We start from the raw sequence: 15383 nt of genomic DNA, 5'->3' as shown, positions 1-15383 counted from the left end.
CTGGCATGGCTGTGGAATCAGGGCGCAACCCTCAAACCTGGGTCGTATCAGCCGTCGATACTATGCAGTTGCGGCCCTGGGATTTCGCCAGGTAGAGTCTGGCGTCGGCGCTTGCGAGCTGTCCGCTGGTTTCCCATAAGGGCGCCTGGCAAGCGCTCACGCCGGCGCTGAAGCTGCAATGGAACAGGCCATTGCTGGCGCTGAACTGCAACTCGTTGAACGCCACGCGGATTTCATCGAGGATGCGTTTAGCGTCCTCGGCGTGGCAATCGGGCAACACTGCGACAAACTCTTCGCCGCCATAACGACCCAGTCGGTCGATCTTGCGCAGACGCTGGCGCAGTAGATTGGCCAGTGCACGAATCACATTGTCACCCACGGCGTGGCCATATTGATCGTTTACCGACTTGAAATGATCAATGTCGATCATGGCGATGCTTACCGGGCGGCGCGTCCGGCAGGCACGCTCCAACTCAATTTCGATCTGCTCCTTGATGTCGGCATGCTTGAGCAGGCCAGTCAGGCTGTCACGGGCGAGCGCCTGGCTGAGCAACCGCGCGCGTTGGGCACGGGAATACACCGCGTTGATCAAGGCATTGTCGGAAATGGGCTTGGTAATGAAATCATCCCCGGCTTTGAACAACGCATCCTTCTGTCGGGTCGCATCCGTCTCGGCGGAAAGATACACCACCGGCACGCGCAGCCAGCTGTCGTTGAGGCGGATCATCTGCGCCAACTCGGGTCCGGAGTAATTCGGCATATTGATATCCATGAGAATAACGTCGGGCAGGAAGGCGTCCATCCGCTCAAGCAATATGCGCGGATCACTGACAATCTCTACACGCATGGCGGCACTGTTCAGTACCGCTTGATAACGTTGCGCCAGGGTTTCGTCATCATCGACCAGCAGGATCCGAAACGGCTCGCTATGCAGGTTGTTGAAACAACGTTCAAGCTGGTTTTCCAGTGCTGTCAGGTCGACCGGTGTGGGAAACAGCCCTTGGGCGCCGGCGCGTACTGCGCTCAGCTGAAAGGTGAAATCTTCACGGTCGCTGATCAGAATCAGCGGCAACGGCTTGTGTCGTTGATCCTGAAGACGCTGCAGATTCTCCAGCAGCTCGGTGCTCTGGGCCCCGCCACTGAGATCAAAAATTAACGCGTCTGCTTTGTCGGTGGTCAAAACCTGTTGCAGCTCATCGAGGGTGGAGTGCAGTATCACTTGGTAGCCGAAACTTTCCAGCGTATGACGCAGGCGTTTGGCGAACTGGTCGTCTTGCTCGAATACATATATAACGCGCGGCCTGTCTACATATTCGCTGGCGGGTTCTGCTGGGGCTGTCGGCGATTCCGTTGTTGCGCTGTGTCTCAGCTGGGCGAGTTCAATGACGCCTTCTATGAGCGCCTGGCGTGCAGCGTTGTCGCATTGCTGCTGCTCAATCAGATCGCGAACCTGATACTCCAGCTCGTGGGCCTTCGAGCCGAGCGCCGGGTAGCCGAAGGTCCCGGCGGCACCGGCCAGTTTATGCAACTGATCACGGGTGCGTTGCAGCGAATCCGCAGCGGCTGGCCAGGACTCCGGCAGCTCACGCATCTGCTTATCCAGTGCTGGAAGTTCGTTGTCCAGGCGCGCTCGGAACCCCTTGGCCAGTATCGCCAGCCGCTGATGAAGCTGTTCAGCCTTGTCCATGCCAAGCCTCCCAAACCTCTCTCAGTTGATCCGACAAACTCATGGGATCAAAGGGCTTTACTATGACAGCGGTGGCGCCCATGCGTTTGTATTCCTCTAGTTCGTCGGGCTGTATCTTGGCCGTCATGAATACCAAGGGACAGGTTTCCAGTACCCGCATCTGCTCGAGCTGGCGCAGGGTGTCCGGTCCATCCATCCCCGGCATCATCACATCCAGCAATATCAGGTCCGGCCGGAACTGTTCAACAGCGGCTAGTCCGGCAGACCCGGACGCACAGGTTTTGATGGTGAGCCCACCGACGACTTCCAGAGCCACCCGGGCGATCTCGCGAATCGACGCATCATCTTCAATGTGCAGAATACGTTCAAGCTGTTTCATATGAATCGGCTCCGGCCGCTGATTCGCGGGTTTTCAGGCATCTTCTGTGGTCTGTCATGCTTCCACATCGTCGACGGGTTCGGCGTCCAGTTCACACCAGAAGGTTGAGCCTTTGTCCGGCGCGGACTCGAAGCCGACCTGCCCTCCCATATGCTCTACCAGATCCTTGGTCACTGCCAGCCCCAGTCCGGTTCCGCCGCGCCGCCGGGTAGTGGAACTGTCCATCTGAGAGAAGCGTTCGAACAACCGATCATGTGCTTCGGGCGGTATCCCCTCGCCCTCGTCGGTAACACTGATGCGTACGCGGCCGGCGGCGTAGCGAGCATCTAACGTCACAGTGCCACCCTCATGGGAGAACTTGGCGGCGTTTGACAGATAATTGGCGAGCACCTGGCCGAGCCGCCGAGGATCCACGTTGACCAGAACCGGGTCAACATGACCGCAGCGCAGGGTGACGTTGAACTGGTCAGCATAGGCACGATTGGCATCCAGCGCTTCGCTCAACAGGGGTTTTATTAACAGACGCTGTATATCGAAGTGCATTCTGTTCGCCGCCAGCTTGTCCAGATCCAGAAGATCGTTTACCAGGCTGGTCAGGGTGCGGCTGTTATTCAGAGCGATACCCAGCATTTTGCGCATGGAGTTAGGTAATTCGCCCAGCGCACCGCCTTCCAGCAGCCTCAGGGCACCACTGATGGCGGTAAGGGGCGTACGCAGTTCATGGCTGACGGTGGAAACAAATTCGGTTTTCATTTGTTCGATACGGTAGCGCTCGGTCACGTCCCAGATGAAACCGCTGATCCATAACAGTCGGCCCTCGGCGTCGTATTCTCCCCGGCCCTTATCGCGGATCCAGATCTCGTGGCCCTCGGCGTGGATGATGCGGTAGGTCAGCTCGAAGCTCTCGTGTTGGGCCAGAGCGCGGGTTCTGCTCAGACCAGAGGGAACGTCATCCGGGTGCAGGATGCTCAGGTAGCTGCGGATTCTATTGTTGATGAAATCCTCAGCTGGATACCCGGTGATCGCTTCGATTTCACTGCTTAAATAAGTGATTGTCCGGCTCTCATCCACGGCGCAGCGGTACACCGCCCCCGGCAGAGTACTCACCATGTTGCGAAAATGGGTTTCGCTGCGCTGCAGCTCGCGGGTTGCCTGAATGAGCTCGGTCATGTCTGTGGCGACGCCGAGAAATCCGGTTAACTCGTCGTTCTGATCACGAATGCCTGTTACTGTCAGATTCACCAGACGCTGACTTCGGTCCTTGTGAATATAGATCCAGGGCAGGGTTTCCGGCTGCCCACGGCGAGCATTGGCCAACAGTGCTTCGCGGTGATCAATCGGGTGTCCATGTTCGGTGCTGAGTATCTGTGCACGCCGTCCAAGTTCACTGTCCAGATGAAAGCATGTGGGGGTGTGCTTGCCGATCATCTCATCGGCTCTATAGCCCAGCAGATTGGATGCACCTGTGTTGAAGAGTGTGATGATGCCGTCCAGATCAGTGGCGATCACCGCGACTTCTGTCGAGGCGTCGATAACGGCTCGGAGGAAGGCTCGGGCCTGACGGATCTCCGTGTCACGTTGAATGTCTTCGGTGATGTCGGTACAGATACCACTGACCCAGAGCGGCAGCCCTTTGGTATCGCGGCGGATCAACTGACCACGATCATGTACCCAGACCCAGTGCCTGTCCCGGTGGCGTATCCGGTATCGGAAGTCGATATAATCGAGGTCCTGATCGAAATGCGCCTGGAACACACGATCCGCTTCGGCTCGATCTTCCGGATGGATGAGACCCCGCCAGGTTCCGACCTCGGTTGGTTGCAATTCTTCCGGGGTGTATCCGTTGATGTCATACCAGAGCTCGTTATAAAAGGTTTCCCCGGTCTGCACGTTCCATTCCCAGGTGCCGAGAATGGCGCCTCGAATGATGCTGGCCAGTCGTGCACGTTCCAACTCCAGGGTCATTTCCATCTGTTTGCGCTGGGTAATGTCGGCAGCAAAACCGTGCCAGACAAGAGTGCCATCCTCAAGCGCTTCAGGGCTGGCCACTCCGGCTACCCAACGCTCGCCAAACAGGGGATGTTCTACTCGGAATTCGCTTTGCCACTCATCAAGGTTATCAGCCGAAATGCGGATGCTGTCCGTAACGCCCTGACGGTCCTCTGCATGAATTCGCGAGAGCACGTTTTCGGCATCTTTCTGCGCTTGCTCTGGAGTAGTGCCAAAGATTTCTTCCAGTCCCTTACTGCAGTATGGAAACCAGCCAGGCCTGTCTTGATTCAGCTGATATTGATAAATTACCCCCGGCAAATGCGTAGTCAGTTTTTCGAAGCGCGCCAGTAATTGCTCGCGTTCCTGCTGCATGATGTCTCGTCTCAGCGCTTCGCTTACCCAAGGGCCGAGTAACCGAACGAACTCCATATCGGGTTCTTCGAAGGGTTGTAGCCGTGGGTCGGATGAGGAGAAACTCAGCGTGCCGTAGCGCTCATCGCCAACCATCAGGCTCACCGAAATATAGCTTCTCAGATCAAAGGCTTTATCGCACAGATGGCCGCTATAGGGTGACTGTTCCAGGTCCTGGATGGATAGCACATCCTGCTGTTGCAGCGTCAGCGCGCAATAGGTTCTGCCCAGCGGGAAATGCTCGCCTTCGGTGACCTGAGCGTCTTTGCTGTGCTGGGCTACGACCAGGTAATCATCGCCTGTAATGCGACTGACGATGCCCATGTCCATACCCAGGTAGCGACAGCCAAGCTCCAATACCTGCTTGAGCTGGCTGGTGACATCCAGCTCGGGTACACCGGCAATCTCATTCATGGCGCGCAGCGCCTGGCGTTGATGTTCCAGGCGCCGTGCTGTGATGTGTTCTTGCCTGTCCTTGACCAGCGCATGTATCAACTGACCCAGGCTACTCAGCAGAGGCGCGAGGAATTCGACGAGGCGGTCGTCGTATCCATTGCTGCGATTTGCCAAGGCGAGCATGCCTATCATCTCCTCACCGAAATAGATCGGCAGGCCGGCGAACGTCTGCAGTGGCGGGTGGCCCGGTGGGAGCCGGTTGTTATTCGGGTCCGCCGCCGCATCATTCGACAGGTAGGCATCGCCAGTCAGCAGCACTTGTCCAAACAGGGTGTCGAGGCGGCGAAATATCATGCCTTGGGGGCCATGTATGCGGAGAATGGCGGCACTTTCCATATCCCAGGAGATGTCGCTGATGGCGTGAACCTTCAGGTAGGGCTCAGCATGTTCATCGCGCAGCACCTGGCCTATAAAGCCAAACTGGCTGTCGCTCAGCTCCAGTATCTGCTCAAGCAGGCGGTCGAAACTCTGGTTCCGGTTGTCTTCGGTGATATAGGCGGACTGGCTTGCGACGATAATATCGGATAGTTTGCGGTTGGCCTCGCGCAGCTTGGCTTCCTCCAGCAGGGCTCGCTGCCGAGCTCGCTCCTGACTCCGGACCATATGCCGTGTGCCCAGCATCAAGGCCCCCATCAGGGCCAGTGAGGCCAGATAGCTCAGCCCCCAGTAAACGGGTGCCAGCCGCTTGCTGTTTGCGTAGTTGTTCCAGAGCGGAGTGATGTCGCGCCAGGTCAGCATCAGTGCATGGGGCGGGGCGTCATTATCCGTATTACTGAAGTGCTGCAGTGGTATTGGCGTCAATAGAAATTGCCGGTCATCTATCTGCACCCTATGCGCCTGGCCGGTTACCAGATCATGCGGGAGTTCATTCTCCTGTAGCCATTGGACAATACTCGGCTGCGAGTAGCGCTCGATGGACCAGCTATCTCCTCCTATTCTAAGCTGGCCTGCGTTGGATTGGTCGATGAGAAGGTCTTGTACCGCTGATGTATTGATCAGCACGGCGAGGCTCGCCTGCAACTCATTATCCAGCTGATACAGCGCAGAGCCGATGCCGAAACCGACCTCCACGCTGGCTACCACACGGTCATCATTGTCGACGGCAAACACGGGTACGATGGCGCGGATGCCTACACCATACCGACCCGCAGAAAGACCGCTGAAAGGAATGCCGGTGCGCTGCACCCGGTCTGCCATCGGGCGCCAGGCGGCAAGTTCGTCTCCCCATGCATCTGACTGATGCATTCGCAACAGGCTGATTACGTCGGGGCTCAAGTGAATATGTAACTGGTCGGCTCCGGATTCTTTCAGTACTCTCCAGACTTGACCCAGGCTCTGCTGGAGCTGGCTACGTAGACTCAGCAGTGCAGGACTGTGGATGCCGTCACGCTCGACGGCCCGCTCTATTTGCCGGATCAGCTCTTGCGTATCTGGATCTGCCGCCACGCTCTGTGCAGCCATAAGCGCTTGCCTGCGAATGGCATGCTGGGATTGCTGGACAGCCAGACGCTGCATCTGCGCATGAGTTGCGAACTGCGCTTCCCACGCCTGGTCCCGTTTCGCTTGACCGGACCAGGCAAAAAAGGCGAATAGAAGACCTAGCAGGGCGGCACCGATTATCCGCAGCAAGCGTTCGTCAGAAGATAACAGCTTTGGCAACATTGGTGGTTTCCGTAATGCGCGGCGCGGAAAGGAGCAAGCCAATGACAGATTCTGGCCAGAAGCTAAAGCGGCCCCTTGCTTAGCTTTCTATACCAGCATAGCCGATTCATTTGGTATCAAGTGGCGAAAAAGGGGGGTGGTAAATCTAACCGGAGCCTTTTTCACCTGCTTGACAGCACCAGTCAACTGGTGCTAATTGTGGGTCTCGATTCCCAGCCAAGTAGCTACCACCATGCAAGTGAAATTCTCAGAAGACGTCATTCCTCTCTCAGACTTGAAGATCAATCCCGGAAAGGTGGTTGGTCGAGCCCAGGATACCCATCGTCCAATCCTGATTACCAGTCGTGGCCGCGGAATAGCTGTTGTTCAGGGGCTCGAGGATTATGAGAGAACTGCAGAGGAGTTGCGGTTTGTAAAGGCGGTGGCGCAGGGGCTTATGGATGCTCGTGAAGGTAACACTGTTTCCTTGGAGCAAGCCAAGCAGCAGTTGGGCATCAAGTAAATGGAGTTGCGCATTGCACAGTCTGCCCTTGAAGACTTGCAAGCTATTCAAGAGTACTACAAAGAACAGAATGTGCCGGGTATCGGTGACGAGTACGTGACCGCTATTTTGAAGCAATCGGAAATGCTGCAGTGTCACCCTGACGCGGGCAGAATGGTTCCGGAATTCAGTCTGGGTTACATTCGCGAACTCATTCACGCGCCTTTTCGCGTTGTCTACTTGAGGCAAGCCGATGAAGTTGTGCTCGTTCGAGTCTGGCGGAGTGAGAGGCAACTTGAGTTACCAGCAAGAGGAACATGACCTGGCTACGCACGGAAAATGTACCTGACCCCTTTTCTCCTTCTTTTCTGCTTTTTTTCACCCTGACCCCTTTTCACCCTTCCGGGGCCGTCCACGTGCTTTGACCGTCACGTCCCGTCCGAGCATCTGTTCGATTTGCTGGGCGAAGTGTGGTGACCCAAAGGCTGCGTTCTGCTGAGTGGCATTGCGCAGCTCAGCGGTTATGCATTCCGATTCATCCTTTAGGATCCAGGCTCGATAATTGTCCTGACGTTCCGTCGGCGTTGTGCCAAGGGCGGTGTATTCGGCGTGTGGGTTTACCAGTCTGGATTGCCGCTCACCGACATTGGCATGCCAGGAGCTCCATGGATAGCTCCGGGGGTGTTCAACCATCCGAGCCCGTACCGGGTTAAGTTCGATATAACGCATGCAACTGAGCAGATAGCTGTCGCTATCGACCACACTTGCCTTGAATCGCCCAGCCCACAAATGTCCAGTTCGCTCGAAGCGGGTGTTGATCCGCTGGACATACATCCGGTTGAGGTTCTGCATAAGCCGGCTGAGAGTACCGGGAATGGTTGGGGTCAGCAGCAGGTGCACATGGTTGGTCATCAGGCACCAGCTATGCACGCTCATCTCCAAGTGGCTCGCATACACGTCAAGCAGATGCAGATATTCCAGATAGCACCGGTGATCGAAGAAAACGGCTTGTCGGTCGACACCCCGCTGCACGATATGATGTGGCAGCCCAACGACTTCCAGTCGCGGTTGACGCGGCATCGCATAACCCTCCATGGATGGATTGAGCAGCTCACATTGAACCATGGCTCGGTCAATTGACACCGGTAGACGGCTAAACTGTGATCTTGTGCAAAAAGGTACGATAAAACGCAATCGTAAGTGCATAAACGTAAATGTACCTGACCCCTTTTTCCCCTTTTCCGTTTCCTGTTTGTGTGTATGGTGTGTATAGTGGGCTCAGGCAAGCAAGGAGACGCTGATGCGCAGTAGACAAGTGATTGGTCTGCTGATTGAACATGGATGGTATGAGGTAGCCGTGAAGGGCAGCCACCATCAATTCAAGCACCCAGAACGACCGGGGAGGGTGACCGTTCCCCACCCAAAGGCAGACCTGCCAAAGGGTACGGTCAATAGTATTTTGAAGCAGGCTGGTATCAAGTGATGCTGGCGATGCAGGAGGGTTTACAGTGAAATATCCTGTAGTGCTACACAAAGAGGCTGACAGCGAGTACGGCGTGACCGTGCCTGATGTGCCCGGCTGCTTTTCTGCAGGCGAGACCATGGCCGAAGCGCTGGATAATGTGCGTGAAGCGCTGGCATTGCATTTCGAGGGGCTGGTGGCGGATGGGAGTCCCTTACCGCAGGCGAACGACGTGGACATACATGTGGTGGACCCGGAGTATGCTGATGGCGTCTGGGCTCTGGTGGACTTTGATGTAACGCCTTACCTGGGCAAAGCGGTGCGCTTCAATGCAACCTTGCCGGAGCACCTGTTGGCCCGGATTGATGAATATGTGAAGAATCATCCGGAGCACAGAAGCCGCTCAGGCTTTCTCGCAGATGCGTCGCTGCGGGCACTGCAGTAGTTCAACTTGCTTTGGGATCATGGCCATTCAGCTTGGCCGATTGGATCAAGGACATCACCGCAGCGGCCCGTTGACCACTGCGTAGCGAACCGGCGAACAACCAGTTGCTGCTGCCGAGGGCCCAAGGCCGGACCTGGTTTTCAACCCAGTGTTGTCGAGGGGCACAGCACCGTCATCCAGGTAGCGCGTCAGCGCTACTCAGCGTTTCAGGCTGTAATCCAGGGCTCATGCTCGTACCGTTGCGTCAAACTCCTTACGGTCAAATGTACCTGACCCCTTTTCAGACCCCTTTTCACTGATGCTCCCTTACATACTCCTTTAATGCCTCATCCAAACGCGTCTGCCAGCCGTTACCGCTGGCTTTGAAGTAGTCAAGCACTTCGGTACTCAGGCGTACAGATACCTGAGTCTTGGTTGGCGCTTTCTGTGGGCCGCGGGTGCGGCTAGCCAGTTTCTTGCGTAGGCTCGTGTTCAGGTCGGAGAAGCTCTTGGCGTTGGCTACTTCGTCCGCAGTCCACTCGGGATTGTCAGCATCGAGCCGCTCGGGGTCAGGTTTGCGATTCATAATGTTTTATCTCGCGTCTGTTAGCTTTGCGAAAACTAATGATCCGGATGCCGGTCATCGTCTCAGCAAACACCAAGGCGTGGAGCCGCTTGCCGATATAGCCCAAGGCTCGGATGCGCTGCTCGCCATAGTCCTTGCGATCATCTATCCAGAACAAAGCGCTCTCGAACTCGAAATCTGCTACCTCCTCGAAAGGGAGCCCACGCTCTATAATGTTGCGTTGATTCTTGGCTGGATCGAACTCAATGTTCACGGTTAATTGTATCTACAAAAAAGTTTGGCGGCTATACCGGAAGCTCACCCGAGGGCTGCTTCGGATAGCATGAGAAAGGTGGAAGGACAGCATTGGCGGTATTGGTGATGGGATCAAGTGGACTGGTGCAGGAATGTGCGGGCGTTCTCAGTATCTGAAGAGCCGGGGTCCATGCCGAATACCGGTAAAATGTACCTGACTCCTTGGCATTCATGCCACAGGTGATCCGTTTTGCCGAATCTCAGGCGGCGGCGTCGGCAGATTGGCCGGGCTTGCTGTCGTCCAGCCCCAGAGCCTGAACCACCGCCTGGCGGGTACGCCTGGCCAGTGGGTTACGCTCGATATTGCAGCTGTCGATCGCGGGCAGAAAATGCAGCTCCACATCTATGGTCGGGCTGCCCAATAATTGCCACAGATGGCTGGAGAACTCGTCGTCATCGATAAAAGCGGCGGTCCGGGATAGCTGTCCCTGCTCGCAATAGCGCAGGGCTACCGGCTGTACCGGTACTTGTTGCTCCACCGCGCAACTCAACAGGCGGCCATGGAAGGTGCGTACCCCGGCTCCGGGCGTGGTGGTGCCTTCAGCAAAGATCATCAGGCTTTGCTGCTGTTGCAGTGCAGCGGTCATCTGCTGATACAGGTCACCGCCACTGGCCTGGCCACGCCGCACAAACAGGGTGCCGGCGCTTGCTGCCAGCCAGCCCAGCAGCGGCCATTGGCGCACCTCCGCCTTGGCAATAAAGCGAACCGGGGACACCGCGCCGAGCAGAATGATATCCAGCCAGGAAATGTGATTGCCCACCCAGACAGCAGGGTGGCCGATCGGTTGGCCATGGCGCTGGATGCGCAGTGGTAACAGACGCAGCAGGCCGCGCATCCAGAACAGGGTCATGCCTTCGCACAGGGCATGACGCCTGGCTTGCGGCCAGAGCGGCAGCAGGCCTGCCAGCAGCAGGCCGAGCAGTACCCAGCTGGTCACCAAGGGGAGCCGCCATATGCGGCGCAGCAAAGGTTTCAAATAACGGCTCTCAGCTAACGGCCTTGAAGTGGCGGGCGTAGCGGGGACACAGCTGCTGGCTGTGAAGCAGAATGAGCACATCCGCGACGTTGAATTCCGGATCCCAGCAGGGTTCGCCGCAGAGGGTGGCGCCCAGCCGTACATAGGCTTTCAGAAGTGGAGGAATCTGGGCAATCACGTTATCCGGTAAGGGCATGTCCGCCAGCGGACGGCGGGGTACCGCGTTCAGCCATTCCCGGTTGAGATAGCGCTGGCGCAGCCGCTGCATGACAGCCTGCGCCTGGATACCGTCATCGCCCATGCCGATGCTGGCACAGCCCATCAGAAAACTGTAATTGCGTTCGCGCATCAATTGCGCCAGCCCCGACCAGAGGGTCGAGATAGTAGCGCCGTTGCGGTAGTCCGGATGCACGCAGGTGCGACCGATTTCCAGAATCGGGCCGCGTAACTGCGCCAGTCCGACCAGATGGAACTCCCCTTCGCTGTAGAAGCCGCCAGCACGCTTGGCGCCTTCGCTATCCAGCAGCCGGGTGGTGGCCACAACGTTACCGGTGAGCCGGTCACGCACCAGCAGATGTTCGCAGTGCGTATCAAACTCATCGATATCCAGCCCGGCCACGGGAGTGGATAGTCTGGCTCCGCATTCCTCGGCAAACACCCGGTAGCGCAGGGCCTGGGCTTCTGCCAGAGCGTCAGGGCATGTGGTGAGTTCGATCGGCAGTGAGGGCGGGATGCCCGGTGCGGCCTGTCGCATCTGTGCCACTTGTGTCATCAAATTACCTCCAGCGCAGCGTCCGTGAGCAAAGCCCATGCTGCTCACGGCCTGTTGCAACTGGATGAATATTTGATGCTGTTTGAATGATAGCGGTGTCTGATTGATACAGGTCAGTATGTTAGGGAAGGTCTGAAATACCGGCCATATGGGCGGCGATTATGACCTCGGCTCACAAAAAAAACATTTCAGGAACGATTTCATCGCCCTCAGTCGCGTTTTCAGCTCGTTGCAGCCCCTTTTCGGCCATCCAGGCCGCTGTACCCAGTACTCCGGGCGGATTTATCCTGCACTTAACAGCTGTTTTCGGGCCATCCATAGGTTGGCCAGGGCGAACAAGGTATGCAACTGGGCCGTGTTCTTCGCCAGGCCCTTGTAGCGCACCTTGGTGAATCCGAACTGGCATTTGATCACTCGAAACGGATGCTCGACCTTGGCTCGTGTACTGGCTTTGGCCCGCTCGATTCGGCGCAAGCCTTTCTCGATCAGCTTGGTTTTGCTCAATGTCTTGAGCTTGCCTGGGCGCATCGCAATCGACCAGACCACCTGCTTGCGCCCTTTGTGTTCATCCCGTTTCTGAACGCCGGTATAGCCGGCGTCACCGCATACATGGGTTTCTTCGCCATGCAGAAGCTTGTCTACCTGAGTAACATCGCCCGCATTGGCCGCCGTCCCCACGAGACTGTGAACCAGCCCTGACTCAGCATCAACGCCAATGTGGGCCTTCATGCCAAAATAATACTGGTTACCCTTCTTGGTCTGATGCATCTCGGGATCGCGCTTACCTTCTTTGTTCTTGGTCGAACTGGGTGCATGAATGATGGTTGCATCGACCACGGTGCCGTGGCGCAGCATTAGCCCGTGCTCACCCAGGTAACGATTGACCACTTCGAACAACGCCGTGGACAGGCCGTAGCGTTCCAGCAGCCGACGGAATTTGAGAATAGTGGTTTCATCCGGAATGCGATCAAGTTGAAGGCCCGCGAAGAGTCGCAAGATGGTGGTTTCATACAGCGCTTCTTCCATCGCTGGATCGCTGTACCCAAACCAGTTCTGCATCAGATGAACTCGCAGCATCGCGTCGAGCGGGTAAGCAGGTCGACCACCTTCGCCCTTGGGATAGTGCGGCTCGATCAGCGCCAGCAATGGCTTCCAGGGAACCACTCGATCCATTTCCAGCAGAAAGCGCTCACGGCGGGTCTGCTTACGTTTACCAGCGTATTCGGCGTCTGCAAAGCTCATCTGTTTCATGCGGTGGTCTCGAAAATGGCGCTGACGCATTTTACCTTTTCAGGAAGTCTTTTTCAGACCTTCCTTAGGGAAACGCTGATCAATTCAGCTTGCCGTCGTCTTTTGGCGGAAAATGTACCTGACCCCTTTTTGGTCGCCTTGTTAGGGGGTCTGAATCGGGATAGCATAACTGCATCGCCACCTGTGGAGTCGCCATGACTACCGAAACTTTGGACCACCTGCGCTCCCAAATCTCCACGCTCTCCGCGTCGGAGCGTGCAGCATTGGCTCGCGAACTCATAATGAGTCTGGACGGCCCCGGCGACGACTCTGTTGAGCAAGCCTGGAACGGTGAAATTATTCGCCGGGTGGCTAAGGTCAAAAGCGGAAAGGCCAAGTTGCTCAGTCGCGATGAGTTCCGGACAAGGATGCGAGCGAGAATAGGCCAGTAATGGTGCGTACAGTAAGGATACTGGAAGAAGCCTCGCAGGAAGCCATGGAGGCTGCGGCATGGTACGAATATGAACAGCCCGGACTTGGAGCCGAGTTTTTCGCTACTAGTGAAGCCGCCATCGACGTTATCGAAGAAAACTTCATCCCCTTATCGCCGCTCTGCAAAGAGGCTGTTGATACCGGGGTAAAACGACTAATTCTGGATCGCTTCCCATACGATATAGTCGCGATTGAACTACCGGATGAGGTTATCGTAATTGCGGTGGCTCATCACTCCCGTAAGCCCGGCTATTGGCGGGAGCGCTATAGATAGGGTCAGAAGAAATAAACTCCGCTGTAGAAGCCGCCAGCACACTTGGAGCCTTCGCTATCCAGCAGCCGGGTGGTGGCCACAACGTTACCGGTGAGCTGGTCACGCACCAGCAGATGCTCGCAGTGCGTATCAAACTCATCGATATCCAGCCCGGCCACGGGAGTGGATAGTCTGGCTCCGCATTCCTCGGCAAACACCCGGTAGCGCAGGGCCTGGGCTTCCGCCAGAGCGTCAGGGCATGTGGTGAGTTCGATCAGCAGTGAGGGCGGGATGGCCGGTGCGGCCTGTCGCATCTATGCCACTTGTGGCATCAAATTACCTCCAGCGCAGCGTCCGTGAGCAAAGCCCATGCTGCTCACGGCCTGTTGCAACTGGATGAATATTTGATGCTGTTTGGATGATAGCGGTGTCTGATTGATACAGGCCAGTATGTTAGGGAAACGCTGATCAATTCAGCTTGCCGTCGTCTTTGGCGGAAAATGTACCTGACCCCTTTTTGCGGTAGCGCAGGGCCTGGGCTTCCGCCAGAGCGTCAGGGCATGTGGTGAGTTCGATCAGCAGTGAGGGCGGGATGGCCGGTGCGGGCTGTCGCATCTGCGCCACTTGTGTCATCAAATTACCTCCAGCGCAGCGTCCGTGAGCAAAGCCCATGCTGCTCACGGCCTGTTGCAACTGGATGAATATTTGATGCTGTTTGGATGATAGCGGTGTCTGATTGATACAGGCCAGTATGTTAGGGAAACGCTGATCAATTCAGCTTGCCGTCGTTTTTTGGCGGAAAATGTACCTGACCCCTTTTTGCTGCATAACTGCATCGCCACCTGTGGAGTCGCCATGACTACCGAAACTTTGGACCACCTGCGCTCCCAAATCTCCACGCTCTCCGCGTCGGAGCGTGCAGCATTGGCTCGCGAACTCATAATGAGTCTGGACGGCCCCGGCGACGACTCTGTTGAGCAAGCCTGGAACGGTGAAATTATTCGCCGGGTGGCTAAGGTCAAAAGCGGAAAGGCCACGTTGCTCAGTCGCGATGAGTTCCGGACAAGGATGCGAGCGAGAATAGGCCAGTAATGGTGCGTACAGTAAGGATACTGGAAGAAGCCTCCCAGGAAGCCATGGAGGCTGCGGCATGGTACGAATATGAACAGCCCGGACTTGGAGCCGAGTTTTTCGCTACTATTGAAGCCGCCATCGACGTTATCGAAGAAAACTTCATCCCCTTATCGCCGCTGTGCAAAGAGGCTGTTGATACCGGGGTAAAACGACTAATTCTGGATCGCTTCCCATACGATATAGTCGCGATTGAACTACCGGGTGAGGTTATCGTAATTGCGGTGGCTCATCACTCCCGTAAGCCCGGCTATTGGCGGGAGCGCTATAGATAGGGTCAGAAAGAAATAAACTCCGCTGTAGAAGCTGCCAGTACGCTTGGAGCCTTCGCTATCCAGCAGCCGGGTGGTGGCCACAACGTTACCGGTGAGCCGGTCACGCACCAGCAGATGTTCGCAGTGCGTATCAAACTCATCGATATCCAGCCCGTCCACGGGAGTGGATAGTCTGGCTCCGCATTCCTCGGCAAACACCCAGTAGCGCAGGGCCTGGGCTCCCGCCAGAGCGTCAGGGCATGTGGTGAGTTCGATCAGCGGTGAGGGCGGGATGGCCGGTGCGGCCTGTCGCATCTGCGCCACTTGTGTCATCAAATTACCTCCAGCGCAGCGTCCGTGAGCAAAGCCCTTGCTGCTCACGGCCTGTTGCAACTGGATGAATATTTGATGCTGTTTGGATGATAGCGGTGTCTGATTGA

The 15383-nt window shown here is 56.5% G+C and carries 19 protein-coding genes and 1 pseudogene; 7 read left to right on the top strand and 13 right to left on the bottom strand.

Features of this window, described 5'->3' with window-relative positions:
• Positions 1 to 31: 31 nt before the first annotated feature.
• From BLU11_RS11180 to BLU11_RS11170, 3 genes are read right to left on the bottom strand one after another with little or no spacing between them, the layout of a single operon-like run.
• Positions 32 to 1687 (bottom strand): diguanylate cyclase, encoded by a 1656-nt coding sequence (locus BLU11_RS11180; protein ID WP_090273414.1) that lies wholly within the window; start codon positions 1685 to 1687, stop codon positions 32 to 34.
• On the bottom strand, positions 1674 to 2066 hold the full coding sequence (locus BLU11_RS11175) for a response regulator (protein WP_090273413.1): 393 nt from the start codon (positions 2064 to 2066) through the stop codon (positions 1674 to 1676). The genes BLU11_RS11180 and BLU11_RS11175 overlap by 14 nt, the downstream gene beginning before the upstream one ends.
• A gap of 54 nt (positions 2067 to 2120) precedes the next feature.
• Positions 2121 to 6587, bottom strand: a complete 4467-nt coding sequence (locus BLU11_RS11170) for a PAS domain-containing protein (RefSeq protein ID WP_090273412.1) — start codon at positions 6585 to 6587, stop codon at positions 2121 to 2123.
• Between the two features lie 232 nt (positions 6588 to 6819).
• On the opposite strand from BLU11_RS11170, the gene BLU11_RS11165 reads away from it, so the two are divergent.
• Positions 6820 to 7089, top strand: coding sequence for a type II toxin-antitoxin system Phd/YefM family antitoxin (locus tag BLU11_RS11165; RefSeq protein WP_090273411.1), 270 nt, complete (start codon positions 6820 to 6822; stop codon positions 7087 to 7089).
• Entirely contained in the window at positions 7090 to 7389 is a 300-nt protein-coding gene (locus BLU11_RS11160; RefSeq protein WP_090273410.1) for a type II toxin-antitoxin system RelE/ParE family toxin, read from the top strand.
• Between the two features lie 57 nt (positions 7390 to 7446).
• On the opposite strand, the gene BLU11_RS11155 is transcribed toward BLU11_RS11160, so the two are convergent.
• Positions 7447 to 8148, bottom strand: coding sequence for a transposase (locus tag BLU11_RS11155; RefSeq protein WP_090273409.1), 702 nt, complete (start codon positions 8146 to 8148; stop codon positions 7447 to 7449).
• Between the two features lie 220 nt (positions 8149 to 8368).
• Between BLU11_RS11155 and BLU11_RS11150 the strand changes: the two genes are divergently transcribed.
• Positions 8369 to 8551, top strand: coding sequence for a type II toxin-antitoxin system HicA family toxin (locus BLU11_RS11150; protein WP_090273408.1), 183 nt, complete (start codon positions 8369 to 8371; stop codon positions 8549 to 8551).
• Positions 8552 to 8576: 25 nt separating this feature from the next.
• Positions 8577 to 8975 carry a type II toxin-antitoxin system HicB family antitoxin gene (locus tag BLU11_RS11145; RefSeq protein ID WP_090273407.1) on the top strand — a complete coding sequence of 133 codons (399 nt, stop codon included), beginning with the start codon at positions 8577 to 8579 and terminating at the stop codon, positions 8973 to 8975.
• A gap of 7 nt (positions 8976 to 8982) precedes the next feature.
• On the opposite strand, the pseudogene BLU11_RS11140 reads toward BLU11_RS11145, so the two are convergent.
• The 6 genes and pseudogenes from BLU11_RS11140 to BLU11_RS11115 all read right to left on the bottom strand — a co-directional run.
• Positions 8983 to 9200: pseudogene (locus tag BLU11_RS11140) on the bottom strand (IS66 family transposase); the annotation flags it as partial.
• 67 nt (positions 9201 to 9267) lie between these two features.
• A complete protein-coding gene (locus BLU11_RS11135; RefSeq protein WP_090273406.1) occupies positions 9268 to 9540 on the bottom strand; it encodes a BrnA antitoxin family protein in 273 nt (90 codons plus the stop codon).
• Positions 9524 to 9793 (bottom strand): BrnT family toxin, encoded by a 270-nt coding sequence (locus BLU11_RS11130; RefSeq protein ID WP_090273405.1) that lies wholly within the window; start codon positions 9791 to 9793, stop codon positions 9524 to 9526. Before BLU11_RS11130 ends, BLU11_RS11135 begins: the two co-directional genes overlap by 17 nt.
• Before the next feature lie 241 nt (positions 9794 to 10034).
• Entirely contained in the window at positions 10035 to 10772 is a 738-nt protein-coding gene (locus BLU11_RS11125) for a lysophospholipid acyltransferase family protein (protein WP_157718663.1), read from the bottom strand.
• A gap of 49 nt (positions 10773 to 10821) precedes the next feature.
• A complete protein-coding gene (locus BLU11_RS11120) occupies positions 10822 to 11583 on the bottom strand; it encodes a GNAT family N-acetyltransferase (protein WP_090273403.1) in 762 nt (253 codons plus the stop codon).
• Between the two features lie 282 nt (positions 11584 to 11865).
• Positions 11866 to 12834 carry an IS5 family transposase gene (locus BLU11_RS11115; protein ID WP_090276301.1) on the bottom strand — a complete coding sequence of 323 codons (969 nt, stop codon included), beginning with the start codon at positions 12832 to 12834 and terminating at the stop codon, positions 11866 to 11868.
• Between the two features lie 194 nt (positions 12835 to 13028).
• Between BLU11_RS11115 and BLU11_RS11110 the strand changes: the two genes are divergently transcribed.
• Together BLU11_RS11110 and BLU11_RS11105 are read left to right on the top strand one after the other, a co-directional pair.
• Positions 13029 to 13265 (top strand): addiction module protein, encoded by a 237-nt coding sequence (locus BLU11_RS11110; protein ID WP_090273402.1) that lies wholly within the window; start codon positions 13029 to 13031, stop codon positions 13263 to 13265.
• The gene (locus BLU11_RS11105; protein ID WP_197674189.1) at positions 13265 to 13579 is read left to right on the top strand and encodes a hypothetical protein; all 315 of its coding nucleotides are present in this window, start codon (positions 13265 to 13267) and stop codon (positions 13577 to 13579) included. Before BLU11_RS11110 ends, BLU11_RS11105 begins: the two co-directional genes overlap by 1 nt.
• A 2-nt stretch (positions 13580 to 13581) precedes the next feature.
• Here BLU11_RS11105 and BLU11_RS19550 read toward each other — a convergent pair whose 3' ends face one another.
• Entirely contained in the window at positions 13582 to 13872 is a 291-nt protein-coding gene (locus BLU11_RS19550; protein ID WP_090273401.1) for a GNAT family N-acetyltransferase, read from the bottom strand.
• Between the two features lie 154 nt (positions 13873 to 14026).
• On the bottom strand, positions 14027 to 14191 hold the full coding sequence (locus tag BLU11_RS19285) for a hypothetical protein (protein ID WP_157718662.1): 165 nt from the start codon (positions 14189 to 14191) through the stop codon (positions 14027 to 14029).
• A gap of 222 nt (positions 14192 to 14413) precedes the next feature.
• Between BLU11_RS19285 and BLU11_RS11095 the strand changes: the two genes are divergently transcribed.
• Positions 14414 to 14650 (top strand): addiction module protein, encoded by a 237-nt coding sequence (locus BLU11_RS11095; RefSeq protein WP_090273400.1) that lies wholly within the window; start codon positions 14414 to 14416, stop codon positions 14648 to 14650.
• A gap of 236 nt (positions 14651 to 14886) precedes the next feature.
• Here BLU11_RS11095 and BLU11_RS11085 read toward each other — a convergent pair whose 3' ends face one another.
• The gene (locus BLU11_RS11085) at positions 14887 to 15276 is read right to left on the bottom strand and encodes a GNAT family N-acetyltransferase (protein ID WP_090276417.1); all 390 of its coding nucleotides are present in this window, start codon (positions 15274 to 15276) and stop codon (positions 14887 to 14889) included.
• Positions 15277 to 15383: the final 107 nt, after the last annotated feature.

The sequence above is a fragment of the Halopseudomonas litoralis genome, from assembly GCF_900105005.1.
GTDB classification, from domain to species: domain Bacteria; phylum Pseudomonadota; class Gammaproteobacteria; order Pseudomonadales; family Pseudomonadaceae; genus Halopseudomonas; species Halopseudomonas litoralis.
The sequence above is the reverse complement of the archived record's forward strand: the minus strand, read 5'-3'. Positions and strand labels throughout refer to the sequence as shown.